General features: G+C 65.1%; 22 protein-coding genes. 7 read left to right on the top strand and 15 right to left on the bottom strand.

Annotated elements, in window-relative coordinates; translation table 11 throughout:
- Nucleotides 1-5 precede the first annotated feature (5 nt).
- Nucleotides 6-1,298: a ferredoxin reductase domain-containing protein gene (locus tag HMPREF2990_RS08430; protein ID WP_070764034.1), complete on the top strand. Its 1,293-nt coding sequence runs from the start codon at nt 6-8 to the stop codon at nt 1,296-1,298.
- Here HMPREF2990_RS08430 and HMPREF2990_RS08425 read toward each other — a convergent pair.
- Nucleotides 1,295-2,578, bottom strand: a complete 1,284-nt coding sequence (locus tag HMPREF2990_RS08425; RefSeq protein ID WP_070764032.1) for an HNH endonuclease signature motif containing protein — start codon at nt 2,576-2,578, stop codon at nt 1,295-1,297. The genes HMPREF2990_RS08430 and HMPREF2990_RS08425 overlap by 4 nt on opposite strands.
- Before the next feature lie 268 nt (nt 2,579-2,846).
- On the bottom strand, nt 2,847-3,677 hold the full coding sequence (locus HMPREF2990_RS08420; RefSeq protein ID WP_070764030.1) for a carbon-nitrogen hydrolase family protein: 831 nt from the start codon (nt 3,675-3,677) through the stop codon (nt 2,847-2,849).
- A 74-nt stretch (nt 3,678-3,751) separates the two neighbouring features.
- Between HMPREF2990_RS08420 and HMPREF2990_RS08415 the strand changes: the two genes are divergently transcribed.
- Genes HMPREF2990_RS08415 through HMPREF2990_RS08405 form a run of 3 tightly spaced genes read left to right on the top strand, consistent with a single transcriptional unit; the run spans nt 3,752 to nt 6,972 of the window.
- Complete coding sequence (locus tag HMPREF2990_RS08415; protein ID WP_070764028.1) at nt 3,752-4,006, top strand: hypothetical protein; 255 nt, start codon at nt 3,752-3,754, stop codon at nt 4,004-4,006.
- The gene (locus HMPREF2990_RS08410) at nt 3,999-5,159 is read left to right on the top strand and encodes an alpha/beta hydrolase (RefSeq protein ID WP_070764026.1); all 1,161 of its coding nucleotides are present in this window, start codon (nt 3,999-4,001) and stop codon (nt 5,157-5,159) included. The genes HMPREF2990_RS08415 and HMPREF2990_RS08410 overlap by 8 nt, the downstream gene beginning before the upstream one ends.
- 43 nt (nt 5,160-5,202) lie before the next feature.
- Complete coding sequence (locus HMPREF2990_RS08405) at nt 5,203-6,972, top strand: pyruvate dehydrogenase (RefSeq protein WP_070764024.1); 1,770 nt, start codon at nt 5,203-5,205, stop codon at nt 6,970-6,972.
- Here the strand turns inward: HMPREF2990_RS08405 and HMPREF2990_RS08400 are convergent.
- From HMPREF2990_RS08400 to HMPREF2990_RS08375, 6 genes are all read right to left on the bottom strand, one after another.
- Nucleotides 6,969-7,370: a heat shock protein transcriptional repressor HspR gene (locus tag HMPREF2990_RS08400; protein ID WP_070764022.1), complete on the bottom strand. Its 402-nt coding sequence runs from the start codon at nt 7,368-7,370 to the stop codon at nt 6,969-6,971. The genes HMPREF2990_RS08405 and HMPREF2990_RS08400 overlap by 4 nt on opposite strands.
- Before the next feature lie 12 nt (nt 7,371-7,382).
- A complete protein-coding gene (dnaJ, locus tag HMPREF2990_RS08395; protein ID WP_070764020.1) occupies nt 7,383-8,570 on the bottom strand; it encodes a molecular chaperone DnaJ in 1,188 nt (395 codons plus the stop codon).
- A 125-nt stretch (nt 8,571-8,695) separates the two neighbouring features.
- The gene (grpE, locus tag HMPREF2990_RS08390) at nt 8,696-9,271 is read right to left on the bottom strand and encodes a nucleotide exchange factor GrpE (protein WP_070764018.1); all 576 of its coding nucleotides are present in this window, start codon (nt 9,269-9,271) and stop codon (nt 8,696-8,698) included.
- Nucleotides 9,272-9,291: 20 nt separating this feature from the next.
- On the bottom strand, nt 9,292-11,136 hold the full coding sequence (dnaK, locus tag HMPREF2990_RS08385; protein WP_070764015.1) for a molecular chaperone DnaK: 1,845 nt from the start codon (nt 11,134-11,136) through the stop codon (nt 9,292-9,294).
- A gap of 200 nt (nt 11,137-11,336) precedes the next feature.
- Entirely contained in the window at nt 11,337-12,131 is a 795-nt protein-coding gene (locus HMPREF2990_RS08380) for a hypothetical protein (RefSeq protein ID WP_070764013.1), read from the bottom strand.
- A 101-nt stretch (nt 12,132-12,232) separates the two neighbouring features.
- A complete protein-coding gene (locus HMPREF2990_RS08375; RefSeq protein WP_070764011.1) occupies nt 12,233-13,753 on the bottom strand; it encodes an acetaldehyde dehydrogenase ExaC in 1,521 nt (506 codons plus the stop codon).
- 344 nt (nt 13,754-14,097) lie between these two features.
- On the opposite strand from HMPREF2990_RS08375, the gene HMPREF2990_RS08370 reads away from it, so the two are divergent.
- The gene (locus HMPREF2990_RS08370; RefSeq protein WP_070764009.1) at nt 14,098-15,393 is read left to right on the top strand and encodes an AI-2E family transporter; all 1,296 of its coding nucleotides are present in this window, start codon (nt 14,098-14,100) and stop codon (nt 15,391-15,393) included.
- A 70-nt stretch (nt 15,394-15,463) separates the two neighbouring features.
- Nucleotides 15,464-15,988, top strand: a complete 525-nt coding sequence (locus tag HMPREF2990_RS08365; RefSeq protein ID WP_070764008.1) for a type 1 glutamine amidotransferase domain-containing protein — start codon at nt 15,464-15,466, stop codon at nt 15,986-15,988.
- Here the strand turns inward: HMPREF2990_RS08365 and HMPREF2990_RS08360 are convergent, their stop codons facing one another.
- From HMPREF2990_RS08360 to HMPREF2990_RS08330, 7 genes are read right to left on the bottom strand one after another with little or no spacing between them, the layout of a single operon-like run.
- Complete coding sequence (locus HMPREF2990_RS08360; RefSeq protein ID WP_070764006.1) at nt 15,989-16,927, bottom strand: sulfite exporter TauE/SafE family protein; 939 nt, start codon at nt 16,925-16,927, stop codon at nt 15,989-15,991.
- Nucleotides 16,920-17,609, bottom strand: a complete 690-nt coding sequence (locus tag HMPREF2990_RS08355) for a sirohydrochlorin chelatase (protein ID WP_070764004.1) — start codon at nt 17,607-17,609, stop codon at nt 16,920-16,922. Before HMPREF2990_RS08355 ends, HMPREF2990_RS08360 begins: the two co-directional genes overlap by 8 nt.
- A gap of 10 nt (nt 17,610-17,619) precedes the next feature.
- On the bottom strand, nt 17,620-18,909 hold the full coding sequence (locus HMPREF2990_RS08350) for a sulfate adenylyltransferase subunit 1 (protein WP_070764002.1): 1,290 nt from the start codon (nt 18,907-18,909) through the stop codon (nt 17,620-17,622).
- On the bottom strand, nt 18,909-19,841 hold the full coding sequence (cysD, locus tag HMPREF2990_RS08345; RefSeq protein ID WP_070764000.1) for a sulfate adenylyltransferase subunit CysD: 933 nt from the start codon (nt 19,839-19,841) through the stop codon (nt 18,909-18,911). The genes HMPREF2990_RS08350 and cysD overlap by 1 nt, the downstream gene beginning before the upstream one ends.
- 20 nt (nt 19,842-19,861) lie before the next feature.
- Nucleotides 19,862-20,644: a phosphoadenylyl-sulfate reductase gene (locus HMPREF2990_RS08340; RefSeq protein WP_070763998.1), complete on the bottom strand. Its 783-nt coding sequence runs from the start codon at nt 20,642-20,644 to the stop codon at nt 19,862-19,864.
- A complete protein-coding gene (locus HMPREF2990_RS08335) occupies nt 20,641-20,907 on the bottom strand; it encodes a hypothetical protein (RefSeq protein ID WP_038592714.1) in 267 nt (88 codons plus the stop codon). The genes HMPREF2990_RS08340 and HMPREF2990_RS08335 overlap by 4 nt, the downstream gene beginning before the upstream one ends.
- Entirely contained in the window at nt 20,904-22,577 is a 1,674-nt protein-coding gene (locus HMPREF2990_RS08330; RefSeq protein ID WP_070763996.1) for a nitrite/sulfite reductase, read from the bottom strand. Before HMPREF2990_RS08330 ends, HMPREF2990_RS08335 begins: the two co-directional genes overlap by 4 nt.
- A gap of 382 nt (nt 22,578-22,959) precedes the next feature.
- Here HMPREF2990_RS08330 and HMPREF2990_RS08325 point away from each other — a divergent pair, with 382 nt between their 5' ends.
- Complete coding sequence (locus tag HMPREF2990_RS08325) at nt 22,960-24,330, top strand: FAD-dependent oxidoreductase (protein WP_070763994.1); 1,371 nt, start codon at nt 22,960-22,962, stop codon at nt 24,328-24,330.
- Nucleotides 24,331-24,356 lie beyond the last annotated feature (26 nt).

The following is a 24,356-nucleotide window of genomic DNA, read 5'->3' as shown; positions in this document are numbered from 1 at the left end:
TAATTATGAGCTCTTTCCGCACCGACGCCAACGCAGCCGCGCAGGCACTGCTTAACGACGAAACGTTGTCCCGTTCCACCCTCTGGACCCACTTCGTCGCCGAGTTCACCCAAGCGCCCGGCCTGTTCCCCGTCGGCGTGACGGAGGTGCCGCACGAAATGGTGTGCGTCCCCGCCAAGGCGCTCAGCCGCGCCGCCGGAAATGTTTCCGGGTGCGACGTCTCGCCGTGGGTGTTCGACGCCGCTCACACTCCGGCGCCCGAAGTCCCCGCGGACGAGGACGCTACAGACGCTGTAGAGCTCGACCAGGAAGCAATCAACGAAGCCGTGCTCACTGGTCTCCGCGCCTGGGCGCTGCAGCTGCGCCGCACTGGTTTTCCTGCCACCGAGCTCCCCGGTGCAGCGGAGATCTACATTGACGTGATTACCGAACTGATTGATCGCCCCCTCGGCGACGAGACAGCGGACGCAATCCGCCGCGGTGCCAACACCATGAAGGAGGCCATCGAGCAGGCGGACCTGGACGGTGTTCCCCCGGCTTCGGCGGCGCAAGTGATGGCGGTGACGGAGGCGTCGGCAAGCTCAGGGAGCCCCAGCGCCGCCGATACCCGCATCGTGCGCCTGGAAACGAGCACCCCGCTCGAGTACGCGGCCGGCCAGGTCATCCCCGTCATGCAGGCGGATCGCCAGGGCGTGTGGAACTCGCTCGCGCCCGCGCTGCCGCCGAACGAGCTGGGGCAGGTGGAGTTTCACGTCCGCGACGAGCTGGACGTCGAGGTCGGCGACCACGTGACCCTCGGCACCGCCTACGGCCCCGTGCCGTTTCCCGAAGACAGCACTTCCCCGAACGAGCGCGTCCTGCTGATTGCCGACGGCACCGGCCTCGCCGCCGCCAAAGCGATGGTCTTCGAACTCATGGACCGCCCGGAGCGCCCGCAGGTGGAGCTGATGATCGGCGTCGAGCACGAGGACGAATTCTACGACCTGCAGACCTTCGCCTCGCTCGCCTCCAGCGCAGCCGCCCGCGACTGGCTCACCGTGACCTGCGTGGCCGAGCAGGTCATTGACCCAGAAAGCTCGGAGGCACCCGCGGTGTGCGAGGGGCTGCGCCGCGTCTGGGCTCCCCTCGAGCACCTCGCCGCGGCGACCGGCACGTGGTGGGGCCGCCGCCTCATCCTCTGCGGGTCGACCGCGCGCTGCACGTTGCTGGCCGACGCACTCCGTGAGGCCGGCGCACCGGCACCGCTGGTCATCGCACCCGACGCCGAGCCCGACTGGTTCTGCCAGCGAGCGCTTTAGAGATCATCGAGCGCGTTGTATTCGGCGAGCGTGAGCGCGGTATCGTCGCGTTTGGGGCGCTGGTAGTTCATCGAGACGTGCCTTGTCCCGTCCGGGAAGACGAAATGGTAGTCCGGCCCGTCGGCTTTGATCTCGATGTACTCGTCGGAAACAAGCGAATGGCACGCCGAACACAGCGGTATGAGGTTATCCAGGTCGGTGGCCCCGCCAGTAGCCCAATCATGGACGTGATGGACCTCGATAAACTTTGTGTGATTACACCCAGGTGTCGCACACTCCCCGCCCCACATGGTCATGAGCGCGTTGACCTGCCCGTCCGTGGCAAGACGCGACGCTCGCGACGTGTTGAGAATCAGCCCGTTCTCGTCGACCGTGTTCACCCGCACCATCGCGTTCGCCACGGCATGAGCCACGCTTGCCGACGCCGCGCTCCCTCCCACCGGCAGATAGGCCCCACCATCGACGGTGGTGACGATGTTGACGTGCGCGCCCGGTGTACGCAGGGGATTCTTCGGGCGCGAGCGGACGATGTTGACCATGCCCATGAACGCGGCCAGCATCACTCTGCCGGTGGGCATGCCGAATCCTGAGGAGGTCGGCATCGCGTCCAGCGTCTCATCGACGACATCACGGCCGACGACGTCTTGTAAATCGACGTCATGGTAGGCCAACTCACCGATCTTCAGCGCTGCGGCAACCTGCGCACCCTCCATGGGGCTGAGGTCGGCCCACAGGCCGAAACGGCCGTTTTTGCGCTCAGCGATGCGCACGTACGACTTCGGCTGTGCCTTCGCGGAGTCCTCATCATCGCGCTCAAGCAGCGCAAGCTCCGCCTCCAGCTGGTGGTAAGTGTAGTCGCGCGCCATATCGATAAGCAGTTGCTCATCATTCTTTGCCAGATACGGCATCAGGAGCCGGACCTTGGAGTAGTTCACCGCCCCGTCAGCAAAGGCACCGGCGAGTAGTTGATGGCGCGTGAGCTTCCGGGCAATACGCACATACTCGTGCGCGGTGGTTTGTGAAATCCCAAGGCGGCGAATGAGCCAACCTGCGGTCGTTTTCGCGCCACATTTTCGGGCAAGGCGCAAAGAGTCGAAGATTCCGATGTCGTAGAGGAGGCGGGCTTTATGGCGTGTGATGCCGCCGAAAGTTGCTTCGATTCGATCGGCAATGGCTTGCACCGCCTCCTGCTCGCTCATGTTTTCGTCCGTGATGGGCGAAGCCTCGGCCACAGAAATGGCGCTTTTGTTAGCTGTTTGAGTGTCGGTGGGAGTGGTCATGTTCGCGGTCTTCCCTTTAGGTGATGGACGTTTGAAAAGGAAGCGTAACAGGCCACCCGATCATGGCTCCCACCTGCGATAATGCGAGTTTTATAGCGAGTTATAAAAGCGCTTCTTAGACATCACAACCAGCCCTGCCACCACCATCACATGAGGGTCAAAAACTGCGCATTGCGCAGTTTTCTCAGGGCGCGTTCGAAGGTCGACCACGGAGCGAACAAACGTGCGCGAATAACTGCGCATTGCGCAGTTTTTTAAGGAAACTCCCCTACCGCATCGTCGTCGCGGCTTCGATCTCCACCACCGGCAGCGCCTTGCGCACCTTGGCGACGCGCGCGGGATCGATGTCCACGATGAGCGTTTCGGGCCCGTAGCCAGCCTCGGCAACCACAGTGCCGTCGGGCGCGGTCACCACGGAGTGGCCGATACCGGTCGGCCCGGATTCCTGCCCGGCCTTTTCCAAAAAGTCGGGGCGCGCCTGACCCGCCGCCGCGAGGAACACCCCGGAGTCGAGCGCGCGGGCGCGGGTGAGCAGTCGCCACTGCTCGAGCTTGCCCTCGCCGTCCGCCCAGCTCGTCGGCACGACGATGACTTCGGCCCCGCGGCGTGCGAGCTCGCGGAACTGCTCGGGGAAGCGGATATCAAAGCAGACGGCCACGCCCACCTGCACTCCCTCGTGCTCAAAGAGGACGAGTTCCTCGCCGGGGCGCACGGTGTCGGACTCGCGGTAGTTAAAGGCGTCGTAGGTGTGGATCTTGTCGTAGCCTTTATGCACGCCCCCACCGGTGATCAGCGCGGTATTGAAGACACGGTGGATCGTCTTGCCGTCCACCTCGCGGGTATCCGCCGGGCGGAAGGTCCCGGCGACGATGGTGGTGCCGGTCTCCGTTGCTAGCTCGGCGAGCTGCGTTGCGAACTCCCCATCCAAGTCTTCTGCCTGCGTGTCCAGGCGGCCCTGCCCGAAGGCCTGGCTCGTCGCCTCGGGCAGCACGATCAACGTTGCACCCTCCGCGGCGGCGTCGCGGATCAGCGGGGTAACAAGCGCCACGTTGTCACGCACGGAAGGGCCGGTGGTGGTCTGGATGCACGCGAGTTTCATCCCCCAACCCTGCCATAACTTAGCCCGGCGCGCGGCCCCTTGCGCAACCATACTTCATATATTACGGTTGCGACATGACCGTTTTAGTTATTTCAGAAGAGACCGCAACCAAAGCTCGCAACTATATCCCGGAAACCAAGCACTATCCTGCAATCCCGCTCCAACCATCTCACACCGCAGCCGCATTAACAGGCGCGCACACGGAACTTACACAGGGCATCCACCACACCGTGCGCGCGCTCGCCGCCCACCTCGAATCAGTCGCGGACTTCGCCGACACCGCCTGCCGCCTCGACGCCGAACTCGCGGGGAGGCTCGAGCATGCATAGCGCGACCTACCAGCCCGCGCTCATTACGGGGCAGCTTCGGGGAGCGGTGTGGGAGCTGGGGCGGGTGCGTGGGGACGTCGAGAAGCAACTGCGCAACGCCGAAGATGCAGCACAGGCGCTGCATGCCACGGGTTTCGCTGGCTCCGCCGCCGACGCCGCGATCGCCCGGATCCACACGCAGCAGACTTCCCTGCGCAGCCACCACGCCGAACTGACCCGCATCCGCACCATCCTGAACACCGCTGCCGAGCTGCACGAACGGCTTGACCGGCTCGCCGAACTCGCCGCGAGGTACGGGCACTACCGGATCATCCTCTGGCTCAACCAGCTTTCTTTTGTGTTGGATGAGGCGGCGGGCGACGCGCTGCGCACGAATATTCCGCATCACACGATCGACGAGCTCTTCCACCACCCCGACCAGACACTCGAGGAGCTGCACGCGGACCACGCCGCCACCGTGCCAGCAGCGACGCAGCGCACGATCGCCGAGCACAGCGCGACCATCCTGGAGGCGGGCCCCGGCAGTACGACCGCCATGGTCGGCGACACCCACTCGCCGACGCGGATCATCACCATGGTCGCGGGCACGCACACCGGCAAACCGGAGGACCTGGGACGCGAGCTCGACAAGGCACAGCGCATTGCCTCCCGTACCGGAGCCGCGGTCGTCGTGTGGCAGGGCTACGGCCCGCCCGCCAACCTGCCCGACGCCGGCATCCAGACGCCGGCCCGGCGCGGCGCGGGCAACCTCTCGCGCTTTCAGGCCGCACTCGACGAACGCTTCCCCGACGCGCAGAAGACCCTCGTCGCGCACAGCTACGGCACACTCGTGCCCACCCGCGCCGCGTCCGAGGGCGGTTTGCTTGTCGACGACCTGTGGCTGGTCGGCAGCGCCGGAGTTGCAGGAACCAGCGTGGACGATCTCACGCTCGCCGGTCCGGACTCCGAGGTCTACGTGGTTGACTCGCCCGAGGACATCATCCTCGCGCTGCGCTCCGGACCGACCGCCGCGCTCGGTGCTTCGCCCTCGCACCCGGGCTACGGTGCCACCGCCGTGGAGGGCGTGACCGGCAGCCATACCGACTACTTCACAGACCCTGCGTTCCTGTCTGCCCTCGCACAAGGCGCACACGACGCGCCAGAAGATAGGTAGCATTTATGGGGCATCAGTGACCTATCACCAAAGGAAAGGTTCTATGGCTGAAAATTTTGCACAAGCGTTAGTCTCAAAACTCGAAACACTCGGTATTAAGCGCATCTACGGGCTGGTGGGCGACTCGCTCAACCCGCTGTCTGATGCCGTGCGCCAGAGCGACATCGAATGGGTCCACGTGCGCAACGAGGAGGCGGCCGCCTTCGCCGCCGGTGCGGACGCGTTGGCCCAAGATGAGCTCGCCGTCTGCGGCGCGTCCTGCGGGCCCGGCAACACCCACTTCGTCCAAGGCCTGTTCGAGGCACACCGCAACGGCTCGAAGCTTTTGGCCATCGCCTCGCACATCCCCACCGTGGAGATCGGCTCCTCCTTCTTCCAGGAGACCCATCCGGAGCTGCTCTTCCAGGAGTGCTCCTCCTACTGCGAGGTCGTCCACAACCCGGAGCAGGGCATGCGTGTGTTCCACAACGCCGTGCAGAACACCCTGGCCGGTCACGGCGTCTCTGTGATGGTCGTGCCGGGCGATGTCTTCGCCGCGGACGCCCCGGAGGGTCCCTTGAGCGCCGACTCCGTCTACGCCACGGGCAAGCACAAGCGCGTTTACCCGGACCCGCACGAGGCGGCCCGCCTGGTCGAGGCGATCAACAAGGCCGACAAGGTCACGCTGTTCTGCGGCTATGGCGCGCGCGATGCTCGCGAGGAAGTCTTCGCGCTAGCGGAGAAGATCAAGGCGCCGGTCGGCCACTCCTTCCGCGGCAAGATATACTTCGAGTACGACAACCCCTTCGACGTGGGCATGTCCGGGCTGCTCGGCTACGGTGCCTGCCTCGACGCGATGGAAGAATCCGACCTATTCATCATGGTGGGCACGGACTTCCCCTACACCGACTGGCTGCCGGATGAGAACGTCGCGCAGATCGACATCAACGGCGCCCACATCGGCCGCCGCACCAAGGTGGACTACCCGGTCGTCGGTGACGTGCAGAGCGTGATCGAGAACATCCTCCCCCACGTCGAAGAAAAGACGGATCGCGCTTTCCTGGACAAGATGCTCAAGCGCCACTACCAGCTGCTGGAGCACGTAGTAAAGAGCTACACGGAAGAGGCCTTCGAATCGAAGAAGCCGATTCACCCCGAACTGGCGGCCTCCGTGCTGGACAAGCTTGCCGACGATGACGCCTACTTCACCGTGGACACCGGCATGTGCAACGTGTGGTCCTCGCGCTACCTCACCCCTAACGGCAAGCGCGATGAGGCAGCCTCCTTCCTCCACGGCACCATGGCCAACGCACTGCCCATGGCCATTGGCGTGCAAGCTGCGCAGCCGGATCGCCAGGTCATCTCCTGGTCGGGCGACGGCGGGCTCGGCATGCTCATGGGCGAGCTGCTCACCATCAAGCTGCACCAGCTGCCGGTGAAGGTCATCTGCTTCAACAACTCCTCGCTCGGCATGGTCAAGCTGGAGATGATGGTCGCCGGCATGCCCTACTTCGGCACCGACCACGAAGAGGTCAACTACGCCGAGATCGCCAAGGGCGCAGGCATCAAGTCCTTCCGCATCGAAGAGCCCGAGGACCTTGAGCCCAAGCTCAAGGAGGCCCTAGCCTACGACGGCCCGGTACTGGTTGACATCGTCACCGACCCGGAGGCCCTTTCCCTGCCACCGGGGATTACCTGGGACATGATGAAGGGCTTCACCAAGTCGGGTGCCCGCACCGCCTTTTTGGAAGGCGGCGTCGGACGCCTCTTCAACCTGGCAAAGTCCAACCTGCGCCACATCGGCGGCGCTGCGGCGATCGAGTTCGGCGGCTAGCGACGGCGGCGTCGAGAAGCGGCGGGCTCCCACATCGCCACCGCGGTCGAGCGCGGCACGTGGACCAGCTCGCCGCCGCGGGGCCGCGACTCGAGGCGCCTGCGCAGCTGGGCGTTTTCCTCGTGCTTCGCGGCGAGCTCCTCCTGCAGGTCATCGATCTGTTCGGTGAGCTCGATGATCGTCTTGATGCCGGCCAGGTTCACGCCGTCCTCCTGGGACAGCTGCTGGATCCGGCGCAGCAGCGAGATGTCGCGGCGCGAGTAGCGACGCCCGCCGCCACTCGTGCGCATCGGCGTGACCAGGCCCATCCGGTCGTAGGTGCGCAGCGTCTGGGCGTGCATGCCGGTCAGCTCCGCGGCCACGGAGATCACAAAGTACTGTTCTGTCTCCTTCGCCATTTCCACCACCTCCTACTGGTTGCCGGCCCACCCGGCGCGCGGGTCGAAGCCGGAGTCCCGCTCGGCCTGGTGGTAGGCGCGCAACGCGCTGGTGGCGGCCGCATCCAGGTCCTTCGGCACCGCCACTTCGACGGTGACGAGCAGGTCGCCTGCCTGACCGGACTTGCGCGGCACGCCGCGACCCTTCACGCGCAGGGTGCGCCCGTTCGGGGTGCCCGCCGGGATCTTCACGCGCACGCGTTTCTCCAGCGTCGGCACGGTCACGGTGCCGCCCAGGGCGAGCTCGCCGAAGGAGACCGGGACGGTGACCTCGAGGTCGTCGCCGGAGCGGGTAAAGACCGCGTCCTCGCGCACGTGGACGTGCACGAACAGGTCGCCGGCCGGGGTGCCGTTCGGCCCGGCCTCGCCCTGTCCTGCCAGGCGCACCTTCTGCCCGTCGATCACGCCAGCGGGGATCCGCACCGTGATGCTGCGGGTGCGGCGCACGGTGCCGGTGCCGTGGCAGGTGGTGCAGGGATCCTCGATAATCTCGCCGGTGCCCTGGCACTCGCTGCACGGGCGCGCCATGCCGAAGGCACCGCTGTTCTCCCGCACGTAGCCCGAACCGGAGCAGGTGCCGCACCGGTGCGTCTTCCCGTCCTTGGAGCCAGAGCCGTGGCAGGTGGTACACGGGGCCTCGCCGGTGAGCTCCACCGGGAAGGTCGTGCCCTTGGCCGCCTCGCGGAAGTCGAGCGTTATTTCCGTTTCGACGTCCGCCCCCCGCGACGGCCGAGCGTTCCTGCCAGCAGCGCCGCCGCGGTTAAAGAGGCCACCGAAGAGATCACCAAGGCCGCCGTCTCCAGCTTGTCCAGCACCGGGGTGTCCGAAGACGTCGGAGAAGTCGGAGAAGTCTGTTTGCGTCGTGCGAAACCCACCCGGAAACCCGGAACCACCTCCCCCGAAGCGGCCGAAGCCGCCGGAGCCCATCATGGACTTGAACTGGTCGTACTCCTTGCGCTCCTGCTCGTTGCCAAGCACGTCGTACGCTTCAGCCACCCGCTTAAACTTCTCCTCCGCGGCCTTGTTGCCGGGGTTGGAGTCGGGATGGTTTTCGCGTGCGAGCTTGCGGTACGCCTTCTTAATGTCCGCCGCCGAGGCAGACGAGGACACTCCGAGATCTCCGTAGTAGTCCTTGTTTGCCCATTCCTGTTGCATAGCCATCTCGCACCCTCCTTTCACACAACTGTAGTGCGATGTACGTAGCTAAATTTTTATAAAAATGGCCGGGGAAGAGTCCGCGTGCGTATCGCTTCCTCGTTCCCCGGCCGGGTGCCTAAAGCTGGGCCCTAGGCTTCGTCGTCCGCCGCAGCGGATTCAGCAGGATCCGCGATGATCACCATCGCGTTGCGGATCAGCTTGTCGCCGACCGTGTAGCCCTTGCGGAGCACACTGCCGATGACCTGCTCACCGCCCGAGGACAAATCCTGGACCGCCTCGTGGATCTCCGGGTTGAAGGCCTCGCCCTCAGCACCGAAGGCTGCGACCTTTTGGCCTGCGAGCACGCTGCGGAACTTGTCCGCGAACGCCTTCAGCGGGCCCTCCTTGAGGTCGCCGTGCTGCTCGGCGAGGTCGAGGTCGTCGAGAAGCGGCAGCAGCTCGCCCGCGAACTTGGCCTTCGCCTGCTCGGCGATCTGGCCGCGCTCGCGCTCGGTACGGCGACGGTAGTTCGCGTACTCCGCGCTCACGCGCTGCAGATCCTCGGTGCGCTCCGCGAGCTCCTTCTCGACGTCGCTTGCATCCTCGTCCTCGGCAACTGCGGCCTCGATGTCGGAAAGCTCCTCATCGATGCTGGCTGCGGCCTCCGCCTCCTGCGGGGTGACGGCTTCTGGATCCTCCGGCATCTCCGGGTTCGGGTTCGTCATAACCTTCACCACTTCCTGACTTACTTGTTGTCGGAGTCCTTGGACTCCTCTGCGTCATCCTCAACAACCTCGGCGTCGACCACGTTGTCGTCGGTCGGCGCGTCAGCCTGGGTAGCGCCCTCGTTGGCCTGTGCCTCGTAGAGCACCTTGCCCAGCTCCTGGGACTCGGTGTTCAGCTTCTCCACCGCGGACTTCACAGCCTCGAGGTCGTCGCCCTTGAGCGCCTCGTCCACAGCATCTGCGGCCTCGGTCACGCGGGTCTTCAGGTCCTCCGGCAGCTTGTCTGCGTTGTCCTCCATGAACTTGCGGGTCTGGTAGGCCGCGGACTCTGCACCGTTGCGGGTCTCCTGCTCCTCGCGGCGCTTCTTGTCCTCGTCAGCGTGCTGCTCCGCATCCTTGATCATGCGGTCGATCTCCTCCTGGGACAGGCCAGAGCCGTCCTGGATCTTGATCGTGTTCTCCTTGCCGGTGGCCTTGTCCTTTGCGGACACGGACACGATGCCGTTGGCGTCGATGTCGAAGGTGACCTCGATCTGCGGCACACCACGCGGTGCCGGAGCGATACCTGCCAGCTCGAAGGAGCCCAGCAGCTTGTTCGCGGACGCCATCTCGCGCTCGCCCTGGAAGACCTGGATCTGCACGCTGGGCTGGTTGTCCTCAGCCGTGGTGAAGGTCTCGGAACGCTTCGTCGGGATGGTGGTGTTGCGCTCGATCAGCTTGGTCATCACGCCGCCCTTGGTCTCGATGCCGAGGGAGAGCGGGGTGACGTCGAGAAGCAGCACGTCCTTAACGTCGCCGCGGAGCACGCCAGCCTGCAGGGCTGCGCCCAGAGCCACGACCTCGTCCGGGTTCACGGACTTGTTCGGCTCCTTGCCAGTCATCTCCTTGACCAGGTCGGTCACGGCCGGCATACGGGTGGAGCCACCGACCAGGACGACGTGGTTGATGTCGCCCAGCGAGAGGCCGGCGTCCTTGATCACCTGGTTGAACGGGGTCTTGGTGCGGTCCAGCAGATCGGAAGTGATCTTCTGGAACTCGGTGCGCGTCAGGGTCTCGTCCAGGAAGAGCGGGTTCTTCTCGGCGTCAACGGTGATGTACGGCAGGTTGATCGAGGCCTGCTGGGAGGAGGACAGCTCAATCTTCGCCTTCTCCGCAGCCTCACGCAGACGCTGCATCGCCATCTTGTCCTTGGACAGGTCCACGCCCTGTGCGGACTTGAACTTGTCTACCAGCCACTCGACGATGCGGTTATCCCAGTCATCGCCGCCCAGCTCGTTGTCACCAGCGGTAGCGAGCACCTCGACCACGCCGTCACCGATCTCCAGCAGGGAGACATCGAACGTACCGCCGCCCAGGTCGAAGACCAGAATGGTCTGCTCGGAGTCGTTCTTCTCCAGACCGTAAGCCAGCGCGGCCGCGGTCGGCTCGTTCACAATACGCAGGACGTTCAGGCCTGCGATCTGGCCGGCTTCCTTGGTGGCCTGACGCTGTGCGTCCTCGAAGTAGGCCGGGACGGTAATGACCGCGTCGGTCACCTCGTCGCCCAGGTAAGCCTCCGCGTCGCGCTTCAGCTTCTGCAGCGTACGAGCGGAAATCTCCTGCGGGGTGTAGTTCTTGTCATCAATGTTGACGGTCCAGTCCTCGCCCATGTGGCGCTTGACGGAGCGGATGGTGCGGTCAACGTTGGTCACCGCCTGGTTCTTCGCGGACTGACCAACCAGCACCTCGCCGTTCTTCGCGAAAGCGACGACGGACGGGGTCGTGCGGGAGCCCTCCGCGTTTGCAATAACAACCGGCTCGCCGCCCTCAAGGACGGAGACAACCGAGTTCGTCGTACCGAGGTCAATACCTACTGCGCGTGCCATGTGCTTTTCCTCCTGTGTATCTGGGGTTTATCAGTAAGTTGATGTGCTGTGACTCAACTTCACGGCCACCACTGTAACAGATGATTCACCGGAGTTGAGCCTGTCGCACTCAATCTTTACAACGGCACACGCCCCAAAGTTGTTCCCACTCGGCTCAACTTTCTTTGTTACCGCAGGTCACAGGCGGGAAATTGGGTGGGCTAGCGTTGGAATTGGGCCAACGCATCGTCGATAAGCGGGCGTGCGGCATAGCCCAAACCGACGAGCGCGAAGAGCGTCACGATCACGCCCGCGATGCCGAGCCCCGTCGTCTGGCTCGACGTCATGGAGCTGGCCGGCAGCACCGAGCTGGAGCGCGTCTTGCCCTCGGCGCAGTCGGAGAACGCCTTGAAGTAGGACACGACCGGGCCGGCGAACTCTGGCGCGTGGGTCTTGGCCGCGTCGATGATCCCGTCGCGGAACTCTACGAAGCTCGTGCCGAAGAGAACGCCGCTGGCAGTGCCGCCGACCACGGGTCCGAAGTCCACGCCGTACAGCGGGCCGAGCTCGTGCGCCTTCTCCGGGGTGATCGTGATCTTCTGCTCGGTGATCACGTCGTTCTTCGACGCGTTGAGAAAGCCAACCATGCGCCAGTACTTATCTTTCTGCTTGCCCAGCGCGAGCGCGGCCTGCGCGTCGGAGACCTTCCGATCCGCGGGCACCGGCAGGTCACTCGCGCTCTTGACGTCCTTGCGCTGGCCATACTCCCACACCGTCTTGGCCTGGGCTTTCGCCTCCTCGCCCTCGAAGCTGTCGCGGACCTGCTCGCCCAGCCGGGCAAACAGCACGGAGTAGGCACCGTTGACCCGCTCAGTGTCCTTATCCGTAAAGGTGATGGTGCACTGGTTATTCTCGGCGTCGTACCTGGTCTCGTAGGCCTGGGCGGCTGGAGCAGCAACCGCGGAGGCGGCAAGGCAGGTGGCAAGGGCCGCGGCGGCGACGTGCGTGTTTTTCACTTGTATAACTCTTTTCTTTTATGTGGGGGAGGAAGACAGCGGGCCCCGCCGCTTCGCGCGCAAGGTACGCAAAAGCGGCGGGGCACTGGAGTGGAACGGCGCTAGAACAGGCCAGTCTCGTTCTCGTCGTAGGAGACGAGCAGGTTCTTGGTCTGCTGGTAGTGGTTCAGCATCATCAGGTGGTTCTCGCGGCCGATACCGGACTGCTTGTAACCACCGAAGGCTGCGTGGGCGGGGTACGAGTGGTACTGGTTCACCCACACGCGGCCCGCCTGGATCGCGCGGCCTGCACGGTAAATCGTGTTCTGGTTGCGCGACCACACGCCCGCACCCAGGCCGTAGATGGTGTCGTTGGCAATGCGGATCGCATCGTCGAAGTCCTTGAACGTGGTCACCGACATCACCGGACCGAAGATCTCGTCCTGGAAGATCTTCATGTCATTGGTGCCCTTGAACACGGTCGGCTCAATGTAGAAGCCGTTCTCCAGGCCCTCAAGCTTGTTCACGCCACCGCCAGTGAGCGTCTCCGCGCCCTCCTTTGGGCCGAGCTCGAGGTAGCTGGTGATCTTGTCCATCTGCTCCTGCGAGGCCTGCGCACCCATCTGGACCTCGGTGTCCAGGGGGTTGCCCACCTTGATCTGCTGGACGCGCTTCACGCCCAGCTCCAGGAACTCGTCGGCGATCGACTCGTGGATCAGCGCACGCGACGGGCAGGTGCAGACCTCGCCCTGGTTCAGCGCGAACATGGCGAAGCCCTCGATCGCCTTCTGCTTAAAGTTGTCGTCACGAGCGAAGATGTCCTCGAAGTACAGCGACGGCGACTTGCCGCCCAGCTCCAGCGTGACCGGGATGACCTTGTCCGCGGCCGCCTTGTTAATGATCTTGCCCACCTGGGTGGAGCCAGTAAACGCAATCTTGGCGATGCGGTCGGAACCACTCAGCGCCGCACCCGCCTCATCGCCGAAGCCGTTGACCACGTTGACCACGCCGTCCGGGATCAGATCCCCGATCAGGTCAAGCAGGTACAGGATGGAGGCCGGGGTCTGCTCCGCGGGTTTAAGCACCACGGCGTTGCCCGCAGCCAGTGCCGGAGCAAGCTTCCACACCGCCATGAGCAGCGGGAAGTTCCACGGAATGATCTGACCGACAACGCCGAGCGGCTCGTTGAAGTGGTAGGCCACCATATTGTCGTCGATCTGGCTCAGACGGCCTTCCTGTGCGCGGATCGCGCCCGCGAAGTAGCGGAAGTGATCAATAGCCAGCGGGATGTCGGCGGCGAGCGTCTCGCGCACGGCCTTGCCGTTCTCCCAGGTCTCAGCCACCGCGATGTCCTCGAGGTGCTCCTCCATCCGGTCCGCGATGCGGTGCAGCATCAGCGCACGCTCCGCCGGCGAAGTCTTGCCAAACGCGGGTGCCGCCTTATGCGCCGCGTCCAGCGCCAGGTTGATGTCCGCCTCCTTGCCGCGCGCCACGCGGCAGAAGGTCTCGCCGGTCACCGGGGTGATGTTGTCGAAGTACTCGCCGTCCACCGGCGCGACCCAGTCGCCACCGATGTAGTTGTCGTACTGCTCGCGGAACTTCACGGTCGAACCGGCGGTGCCGGGGTTAGGGTAGACAGTCACTTCGCTGTTTCCTTTCGTTACTTAGGGGCGCAGTGTGACCCACACTACACGCATTCTGGAACGAGGGCTAGGGCATAGCGCTTATCGACGTCACGTCGCCCCGGCAAACGCCATACGGCCACCTGACCAGCAGAAAGAAGGGCATTGTTAGATTAGGCACCCCCTTAATCTGTCAATGAATCGTCAATCGGCCGAAACGTGGATGATTCAAGCGCCCCGAATCCAGCACCCACCTCCCACCGACCTCTGCGATTTACCGCCTGTCTGGCACAATAAGCAAGGGGACTGAGAAGAAACCTAACGACTTCGTCGGCGCGCTCGATACCACCGTCGAAGAAGTCGACATGATGCCCACCCCGGCCGACGCCGCTCAGGAGCTCTCCGAAGAGCCCATTGACCGCGGCGAAGTCATTGCTGCTGATGGGCGCACCGCTGCCGCGTGGGCACTGCGCTTCATCATCATCGTCGCTGCCACCGCGATTGTGCTCTACCTGCTCAAGTTCGTGTGGATGGGCCTGCTCCCGATCTTCCTCGCGCTGATCGTGTGCACCGTCCTGTGGCCGCCGGTGCATTGGCTGCGCTCCAAGAAGTTCCCGGCGGCGCTGGCCACCTTCACTGTGATGATCGGCTTCTTCGGCATCATTATCGGCATCTTCGCCGCGATGGGGCCGACGGTAAAGAAGCAGGGCACGCAGCTCTACGAGCAGGCGGGCCAGGGCATTGACCAGATCTTCGCGTGGGTCAACGAGCAGGTTGATCCGTCCGTGCTTGACCCGAATGAGATCCGCGAGAAGTTTGCGCAGGCCACCGACGCGCTGCGCGGGCAGGCGTCGAATATCGCCTCCGGTGTGTTCTCCGGCATCGGCGCGATCGCCTCGGTCGGCACTACGCTCGTGCTCACGCTGATTCTCACCTTCTTCTTCCTCAAAGACGGCGACCGCTTCCTGCCGTGGCTACGCAAATACGTCGGCGTGAAGGCGGGCTGGCACCTCACCGAGGTGTGCATGCGCTCCTGGAACACGCTGTCCGGCTTCATCCGCACCCAGGCGATCGTGTCCGCGGTCGACGCCATCTTCATCGGTATCGGCCTGCTCGTCCTCGGCGTGCCGCTGTGGCCGGTCCTGGCGGTGACCACCTTCTTCGCTGGCTTCGTGCCGATCGTCGGTGCCTTTACCGCCGGCGCGCTCGCCGTGATCATTGCGCTGGTGTCGAACGGCTTCATGAACGCCGTGTTCGTGCTCATTCTCATCATCGCCGTGCAGCAGATCGAGGGCAACATCCTCCAGCCGATCCTGCAGTCCCAGGCGATGGGCCTGCACGCGGCGATCGTGCTGCTCGCGGTCGCTCTCGGCGGCACCCTCTTCGGCATCGTCGGTGCCTTCCTGGCGGTGCCCGTGGCCGCGGTGGTGGCCGTCTGGCTCCGCTACTGGGCCGAGATGATCTCGCTGCGCACCGGCGAAATCACCGCCGACGACATACAGATCTCCACCTCGCAGAGTGAGACGCTGGACTCCAAGGAGGCCTTCTTCGCGGTGCGCGACCACATGGTCCGCATTGCCAAGCGGGAGAAGAAACCCGTGCAGGACACCGAGCTCGGCTCGACGAAGGTGCCGCGCGACACAACCCCCGACGAAGAATAGGTGGCACGCCGGGCGGGTTCGCTCCTACCCTGGGGCCGGTAAGCGAAAACCCCACTGACAAAGGAGCATCATGGCTGACCTGAACGGCAAGACAATTGCAATTATTGCTACCGACGGTTTCGAGGATTCTGAGCTGACCTCGCCGAAGGAGGCCGTCGAGGCCGCCGGCGCTACCACCGCCGTCATCGCGCCCGAGACCGGCGAGATTGAGGGTAAGAAGGGCGCGGCGGTGAAGGTGGACACCACCACCGCCGAGGCAAACGCCGCCGATTTTGATGCGCTCATCCTGCCTGGCGGCACCTTGAACGCGGACGCGATCCGCGTCGACGCCCCGGCAGTAGCACTGGTCAAGGAGTTCAAGGCCGCAGGCAAGCCGATCGGCGTGATCTGCCACGGCGGCTGGATTCTTACCGACGCCGACGTGCTCAAGGGCGTCAAGCTCACCTCGGTAGCCAACGTGAAGACCGACCTGGTCAACGCCGGTGCCAACTGGGTCGACGAGGAAGTCGTCGTGGACTCCGGCTTCATCTCCTCGCGCACCCCGGCTGACCTGGAGGCCTTCAACGCAGCGCTCGTCGAGGAGTTTGCCAAGTAGCTAGGCTGCGTGCACCTTCGTTGTGCGGCGCTGCGGGTCCTCGGACACCGGACCCGGCGTTTTCGCCTGCGAGGTGCGCGCCCGCTGCACGCCGCGCCAGGACAGCAGCACACCCACCACAAGCACTGCGACGCGCGCGGCCCACAGCCCGTCGCCCGGCACCCCGAGCGCGTCGAGTACCTTCGGCAGGTTCAAGAACACAATCAGGGTGCCCACGACCCCGCCCAGCAGGACCGGGTTGAGGCGGGAGACCAGCCACGCGCCGATCGGGGCGGCGATCACGCCGCCAACCAGCAGCGCTGCCACGGCGGCGAGGTTGGCCACCAGGTCGTGCCACATCCCGATGGCAAAGCCCAAGGTCGCCGCAGCAGTAACCAAGAACTCCGCGGTGTTGACTGTGCCGACAATGCGGCGCGGCTCACTGCGCCCCGCGGCCAAAAGCGTCGAGGTGGTCACCGGCCCCCAGCCGCCGCCCCCGGTGGCGTCGACAAAGCCGCCGAAGAGGCCAAGTCCGCCCAAAAACTGCTTCGAGTGCGGCTTCGCCGCGAGCTTGCGCTGCGTGAGCCCCCGGGAAAACCGGATCATCAGATTCAGGCCGATCAGGGCCAGGATCAGCGACATCACCGGCTGCGCCGCCTCCGTCGACAGCCGCGCCAGCACCGTCGCGCCCACGAACGAGCCAACCGCGCCCGGCACGCCGATCGCGGCCACGACCTTCCAGTCCACGTTGCCGAAGCGCCAGTGCGCCACGCCCGAGGCCAGGGTCGTGCCCAGCTCGGCGGTGTGCACGACCGCAGACGCGGCGGCGGGCCCCAGGCCAGCGAGCATGACCAGGATGGTGGTGGAAGTGGCACCGAACCCCATGCCGAGACCACCGTCGACAAGCTGGGCGGCAAGGCCCGCGAACGCGATGAGCGTGAGAGTGCTGAGTTTATACATGAGGTGCTCCTTCAAGCGCTGCGCGGTAGCGGTTGACCACGATGTCCGCGAGCGCGGTAGTGAGGGGGCCCGAGGCCGTGGCCTCGGGAAATGGTGCCAGGGCGGCCAGCGCCTTATCGAGCAGCAGGCCGTCGGAGACAAAAAGCGGCAAAAGATGGATCGGGGTGGCCCGCGCCCGCTCGGCGAGGGCTTGGGCCCCGCCGCGCGTCGCGGCAATCACTTCTGTTGGGCGCCCGGTTCGCTTCTCGACGCCCACACGCACCTCTTCGTACCGCGCCGCCTGCCCCGCATCGGACGTCCCGACGGGGTAGACAACGAGGTGGGCGTGCGGTGGGGCGTCGGCAAGCGCCTGCGCGGCGAGCAGGTCGACGAGCTCCTCGCCAAGCCCGAGGCTTGGGGCTTGGGTGAGCGGGAGGAACTCGCCTGCTGCCCGCATGTGCGCGGGCACATCGTTTTTGGCGTGGAAGGCGTGGGTAAACAGCAGCGGGACCACGACTGCCCGGTCCGCGCCGCGCGAGGCGAGCTCGCATGCAGCGCCCTCCAGGTCGGGACGGTCGAACTCGAGGTGGGCATCAACCCACGGTGCCCCGATTCGCTGCGCGGCGACTTCGGTCAGTGCGCGCACTCCGGCGCGGGCCCGCGGGTGGCGGGATCCGTGCGAGAGCGTAATCAGGGCAACCATGGCAGCACACCTAGCGCAGACGCTTACCAACCAGGCCCGCGGCCAGCGTGTTGCCGGAAGACTGGTCGATGAGCAGGAAGTTGCCCACCGCGCCGCGGGCGGCGTAGTCCTCCACCGGCAGCTCGCCGGCGGTCTGGATGGTCACGTGCGCGATGTCGTTGAGGCCCACGGCTGCCGGGTCGAGGACGTCGTTGTCAGCGGAGTCGATGTCCAGGGTGCGCTCGATCGCCACCACGCGGGCGCGCTCGAGGCCGGTGCCGTAGCGCAGCTTCACGGCCTTGCCCGCGGTGAGCTCCTTTTCCGACAGGCCAACCACGGTTGCCTCGAACTCGCGCACCGGCTCGGGGCGTGTCCCCGCGGCGAGCAGGTCGCCGCGGACAAGGTCGATCTCGTCGGCAAGCCGCAGTGCGACGGACTGGCCGGCGCGTGCGGAGTCGACCTCGCCGTCGGAGGTGTCGATGCCCACCACGGTGGTGGTGCGGCCGTGCGGGGCGGTGACCGTGTCGCCGACGTTGATCGTGCCGGCGTTGATCCGACCCGCGTACGCGCGGTAGTCGCTGGCGTGCTCGCGGAGGACGTACTGGATGTTGAAGCGGAAGTCCAGGTCGAGCGCGCGGCCGGAGTTCACCGGGATCTCCTCCAGTACGTCCAGGACGGTCGGGCCGGTGTACCAGTCCATGTTGGTGGAGCGCTCGACCACGTTGTCGCCCTTGAGGGCGGAGATCGGCACCACGATCGGCTGCTCGATGCCCAATTCGTGGGCCTTCGCCTCGAAGGTGTCCTTGATCTGGGTGAAAGTGTCCTCGGAGTAGTCGACCAGGTCAATCTTGTTCACCGCGAGGATCACGGTGCGCACGCCGAGCAGCTTCGCCACGGTGAGGTGGCGGATGGTTTGCTCGACGACGCCGTTGCGGGCGTCGACAAGCAGGACGACCACTTGGGAAGTGGACATGCCGGTGACCGTGTTGCGAGTGTACTGCACGTGCCCTGGGGTGTCGGCGAGGATGAAGGTGCGCTTGTCGGTGGCGAAGTAGCGGTAGGCCACGTCGATGGTGATGCCCTGTTCGCGTTCGGCGCGTAGCCCGTCGACAAGCAAGCTCAGGTCGAGGCCCTCGAAGCCGCGATCGGCTGAGCTGCGCTCAACAGAGGCGAGCTGGTCGGCGAGCACCGACTTCGTGTCGTGCAGCAGGCGGCCAACGAAAGTGGACTTGCCATCGTCGACGGAGCCGGCGGTGCACAGACGCAGCGTCTGGCGCGCGGCGAGCAGGTCAGTTGCGGAAGTAGCTTGGGCGACAGTCATCAGAAGTAACCTTCCTTCTTACGGTCCTCCATGGCGGACTCGGACAGGCGGTCGTCGGCGCGCGTAGCGCCGCGCTCGGTGAGGGTGGAATTGGCGATCTCGGCGAGTACTGCGTCGATCGTTGCTGCGTCGGACTCAACAGCGCCGGTGCAGCTCATGTCGCCCACCGTGCGGTAGCGCACGCGGCGGGTCTGAAGCTCCTCGCCCTCGCGCGGGCCACCCCACTCACCAGCGGTGAGCCACATGCCGTCGCGGTTGAACACCTCGCGGTCGTGCGCGAAGTAGATGCTGGGCAGCTCGATGCCGCGGGCACCGATGTACTCCCACACATCCGCTTCCGTCCAGTTGGAGATGGGGAACACGCGCACGTTCTCCCCCGGCAGGGTCGCGCCGTTGTACAGGTCCCACAGCTCGGGGCGCTGGCGGCGCGGGTCCCAGCCACCGAAGGAATCGCGCACGGAGAAGACGCGTTCCTTGGCGCGGGCGCGCTCCTCGTCGCGGCGCGCGCCGCCGAGCACGGCGTTGTAGCCCACCTCGGCGATGGTCTCTACCAGCGGCACCGTCTGCAGCGGGTTGCGCGTACCGTCGGGGCGCTCGGTGAGGTCGCCGCGGTCGATCCAGTCCTGCACCTTGGCTACGCGCAGGCGCAGCCCGTACTTCTCCACGATGCGGTCGCGGAACTCGAGAACCTCGGGGAAGTTGTGGCCGGTGTCCACGTGCAAAAGCTCAATCGGCATGGCGGCCGGGGCGAACGCGCGCAGCGCCAGCTCTAGCACCACGCAGGAGTCCTTCCCGCCGGAGAAGAGCAGGCCGATCTTGTCGAACTGGCCCGCGACCTCGCGCAGGATGTGGATGGATTCGTCTTCTAGGTCTTTCAGGTGCGGCGAGAGCGTACCGGCTGCGGTGCGCGCCTCATTCGTTGCAACAGTCATGTGGTCCTTCTACTTTCGATCTAGTCGGTGTGCAGGCCGCACTCGGTCTTTTGCGCGAACGCCCAACGCCCGGCGCGTGGGTCTTGCCCTTCCGCCACCGGCAACGTGCAGGTTGCGCAGCCAATGGAGGGGTAGCCCTGGGTGGTGAGCGGGTGGACGATCAAGTCGTGGTCGGCGATGTAGGTGTCCGTGTCCGCAAGCGACCAGGTCACCAGCGGCGAAATCTTGAGCCTGCCCGTGCGGTCCAGGCTCAGCGCGGGTGCCTCGGCGCGGGTCGGGCCGTCTGCGCGGCGCACGCCGGTGACCCAGCCTGCATACGGGCTCATGTGCACCGCCAGCGGCTCCACTTTGCGCATCCGGCAGCAGGCGGTCGGGTTGCGGCGGTACAGGTTCGGCCCGTAGACCTTGTCCTGCTCTTTACGGCTCAGCTGCGCGGTGGCGCGCACCAGCCGGTGTTCGGAGTAGCGCTGCTCTACCGCATCGGCGACCTCGAGGGTCTCCGGGAAGTGGTACTCGGTGTCCAGGAAGAGGAAGTCCGCACCAGGCAGATACTGCTCGGACAGCTCGGCGAGCACGGTGTTTTCCATCGAGAGCGTCACCACCAGCTCACCCGGCACGTGCTCGTGCGCCCAGCTGAGGATCTCTGCCGCGGAGGCGTCGTACAGCGCATCGGCGTATTCGTCGACAAGCTGCGCGTTGCGCGCGGCGGTCTCCGCATCCAGCGGGGCCGTGGATTTCGGGCCTTCCGGGCTGACTTCCGGGTCGTTGTACTGCGAGCTGTCGCCCTGCAAAAGGTTGATCATTTTCTGCCTCCATCGTTTCGCACCACCGCGGTATGACCGTGTCGGGCGAGTGAGTCTTGCAGCGCCTGCGGCGTCGAAGGAGCCGGCGCGGGCGCGTGGTCTGGGTCGTCCTGTCCGTAGAACTTGACCTCAAAAATACGCAGGCATGCGTCACACTTCCACGCGAAATCGGTCTGCTCGTCCGGCCACAGCCCCTCGCCCGAGCAGTACGGGCAAAAGGTGGGGTGGTTGCGGTTCGGGTTCGGTTCGCGGCGAAAGCTCATCGCAGCTGCTCCTCGTCGGCGCGCAGCAAAAAATCGCGGAAGAGTTCGCCCTCTTCGCGGTTGTCTACGTAGTTCTGCACCACGCGGGTGACGTAGTCCGTCAGCTCGGTCGAGGCGACCTTGTGGCCGCGCAGCTTACGGCCGAAGTTCGCGCCCTCGCCCACCGTGCCGCCGAGGTGCACCTGGAAGCCCTCGACGCGCTCGCCATCGGCGTTAGTCACCGTCTGGCCCTTCAGCCCGATGTCCGAGACGTGGTGGCGGGCGCAGGCGTTCGGGCAGCCATTGAGCGAGATGGTGATCGGGCTGTCCAGGTCGCCGAAGCGCTCCTCCAGCTCGTCGGCCAGCTCAATGGCACGGGACTTGGTGGTCACGTGCGCGAGCTTGCAGTACTCCAGGCCGGTGCAGGAAAGCAGGCCGCGACGGAACTCGCTGGGCTTGGCGTACAGGCCGAGTGCTTCCAGGTCCGCTTGCAGGGCGTCGACGCGCTCCGGTGCGATGTCGAGTACCAGCAGCTCCTTAAACGGAGTAAAGCGCAGGGAGGTCGAACCGTAGCGTTCCACCACGTCGGCGACCTCGATGAGCTGCTCGCCAAACATGTGGCCCAGGGTGGGTTTCACACCGACGTAGACGTTGCCGTCCTTCTGCTCGTGGACGCCGATGTGGTCGCGGTCGATGAGGTTGTTCGGGGCCTTCGGTCCGTCGGGAAGCGCATAGCCCAAGTACTCGGTCTCGAGCACCTCGCGGAATTTGGCCGCACCCCACTTGGCCACGAGGAACTTCAGGCGGGCACGGTTGCGCAGGCGACGGTAGCCGTAGTCGCGGAAGATGCGCACCACCGCGGCCCACACCTCGGGCACCTGCTCGAGCGTGATGAAGGCGCCGAGCGACTGCGCGAGCATCGGGTTGGTGGAAAGCCCACCGCCCACGTAGCACTCAAAACCCGGGCCGAGCTCCGGGTGCTCCACGCCGATGAAGGCGAGGTCGTTGATCTCGTGGACCACGTCCTGGCGCGCATTACCGGAGATGGCGGACTTGAACTTGCGCGGCAGGTTCTGGAACTCCTCGTCGGTGACGATCTCTTGGATCTTGTGGATCGCCGGTGTCGCGTCGATGATCTCGTCCTTCGCAATGCCGGCAACCGGCGAGCCGAGCACCACGCGAGGCACGTCGCCGCAGGCGTCCCAGGTGTTCAGGCCAACGGTTTCGAGCTTCTCCCAGATCGTCGGCACATCCTCGATGCGCACCCAGTGCAGCTGGATGTTCTGCCGGTCGGTGAGGTCTACGGTGGAGCGGGCGTAGTCGCGGGAAATTTCACCGACGACGCGCGCCTGCTCGGTGGTGCAGATACCGCCGTCGAAGCGGATCCGCATCATGAAGTACTTGTCCTCCAGCACCGAGTTGTCCTCGCCGGTGTGCTCGCCGCCGAGGTTCTGCTTGCGCTGGGTGTACAGCCCCAGCCACTTGAAGCGCGGGTAGAGGTCCTCACGGTCGATCGAGTCGAACCCACCCTTGGAGTAGGTGTCAATGACGCGCTGCTTGACCTCCATGACGGGCTCGCGCTGCTTAACCTCTTCGTCGTGGTTGAGCGGGTCGGTCCCGTCAATGCGCCACTGCCCCTCGGGCTTCTTGGCGCGGGCCTTCACCTCGCGGGTAGCGGTCGATACGGTCATTTTTCCTCCTAGTGGCACAGACCGAGTGGTCTATGGTGTGCGGCACGTTTTTGTTGTGCGGTCGAGTGTGCCGTACCAAGCAGTCTGTGGCAAGCGTTTGGAAAATCATGGGCGCTGAACTGCGTATTTATTGTGAATGTATTCCAGTTCAGACCGAGCAGTGCGCTTATCGACGTCACGCAAACCCCCTCCATGCCAAATCAGACCACCCGGTCTGTCATTTTTTCACTGGCAGATACCCCTGCTGCGCTGCGCGAATGGGCGGACGGAGGGGCGTCGAGAAGCACTGGCCTTGACACGCCCCAACTTTCAGACCAAGCTGTCTATACGCTATATTGGTTGAATATTAAACGGACCCCTATCTCGAAAGGACACCCCTTACATGAGTCTGCGCGTCGCCGTCGTCGGCGCCGGCCCGGCCGGCATTTACGCTTCCGACCTCCTCCTCCGCAACGCGGAGCACGACATCCACGTCGACCTCTTCGAGCAGATGCCCGCCCCCTTCGGGCTGATTCGCTACGGCGTCGCCCCCGACCACCCGCGGATCAAGGGCATCGTCAAGTCCCTGCACCGGGTGCTGGATAAGGACAACCTGCGCCTGATCGCCAACGTCACCGTCGGCCGCGACGTCACCATCGACGAGCTGCGTGATTACTACGACGCCGTCATCCTGTCCACCGGCGCTGTGCGTGACCGCGAGCTGCTCATCCCGAACGGCGACAAGTCCATCGGTGCCGGCGAGTTCGTCGGTTTCTACGACGGCAACCCCCGCTTCGAACGCGATTGGAACCTCGAAGCCAAGGAAGTCGCCGTCATTGGTGTGGGCAACGTCGCCCTCGATATCTCGCGCGTGCTGGCCAAGACCGGCGACGAGCTCGCCGTCACCGAGATCCCGGACAACGTGTACGAGTCCTTGAAGAAGAACCAGGCCGAAACGGTCCACATGTTCGGCCGCCGCGGCCCGGCGCAGGCCAAGTTCACCCCGAAGGAACTGCGCGAGATGGACTTGTCGGATACCATCCAGGTCCTCGTCGACCCGGAAGACATCGACTACGACGCCGCCAGCGAGGAAGTCCGCCGCGCGGACAAGTCCATCGATCTGAACTGCCAGGTGCTCGAGCAGTACGCCATGCGCGAGCCGGACGATGCGCCGCACAAGATTCACATCCACTTCTTCGAGGAACCGGTGGAGGTCCTGGTAGACGACGCCGGTAACACCACCGGCATCCGCACCGAGCGCCAAGAGCTTGACGGTAACGGCGGCATCAAGGGCACCGGCAAGTTCACCGACTGGCCCGCCCAGCAGGTCTACCACGCCGTCGGCTACCGCTCCGAGCCCGTCGAAGGCGTGCCCTTCGACCTTGAGCGCCACGTCATCCCGAACGACGGCGGCCGCGTCCTCGTCTCTGCCGAAGACGGCGCTGCTCCCGAGGAGAAGCTGTACGTGACCGGCTGGATCAAGCGCGGCCCGGTCGGCCTGATCGGTAACACCAAGTCGGACGCGAAGGAAACCACCGACATGCTGCTCGCCGACGCGGACGCGGGCAAGCTGGCTACCCCGTCGCACACCGGCATCGACGACATCCTCGGCCTGCTGCGCGAGCGCGGCATCGACTACGCCACCTGGGCCGGCTGGTACAAGCTCGACGAGGCGGAGCGCGCCCTGGGCGAGGCCGACGAGAAGTTCCCGCGCGAGCGCAAGAAGATCGTGGAGTGGGACGACATGCTCAGTCACTCCCGCGCCGGCGAATAAACCCGACATGTACACCGAATCGAAAC

It is taken from the genome of Corynebacterium sp. HMSC071B10, assembly GCF_001814825.1.
Lineage (GTDB): Bacteria > Actinomycetota > Actinomycetes > Mycobacteriales > Mycobacteriaceae > Corynebacterium.
Note: the sequence above shows the minus strand (reverse complement) of the source record. Positions and strands in the feature narration are given on the sequence as shown.